General features: G+C 43.7%; 1 pseudogene. It reads right to left on the bottom strand.

Features of this window, described 5'->3' with window-relative positions:
* Positions 1–552: pseudogene (locus FC20_RS10560) on the bottom strand (hypothetical protein); the annotation flags it as partial.

Below are 552 nucleotides of genomic sequence, written 5' to 3'. Positions count from 1 at the left end.
CTTACTACGGTTAGCTTTTTGATGCGCTGCCGCAGTATAAGCGCCATTACGCTCATTTTTCTTGCCACCGTTGGTTGCATTTACACTTGGAGCCGTTGCTTTGGGTGCTGCCGGATTTGGTGTTGACGGTTTAGTTGGTGCGGTTGATTTTGGTACAACCGGCTTTGTTGGCATCTCTTTTGGTACAATTGGTAGCGTTGGCATTGGTTTTGGTGCAATTGGTAGCGTTGGTATCTCTTTTGGTGCAATTGGTTTTGTTGGCATCGTCAGCGTTGGCTTGATCTTACGAACTTCCGTCCGATAAGGTTCAATCACTTGAGAACCATTTGCTGCAAAGGCAAAGGAATTATATGCCTTTTGTTCTTTTTCAACACCGTTAGTCGGGACATTTAAACTGAACTGAATCAACATATCATCGCCACTAACCCATTTTTGACCGCGCTTAAGGGTTAATTTAAACGTATGAATTGTCGACCAATCTTTAACTTGATCAGCGCTGACCCATTTAGCATCTTCTGCATTCGGTGCATCCTGTAATTTTTGTGCAGAACT

Source organism: Lactobacillus equicursoris DSM 19284 = JCM 14600 = CIP 110162 (assembly GCF_001434815.1).
GTDB lineage: Bacteria > Bacillota > Bacilli > Lactobacillales > Lactobacillaceae > Lactobacillus > Lactobacillus equicursoris.
This window is presented reverse-complemented; position numbering and strand designations above follow the sequence as displayed.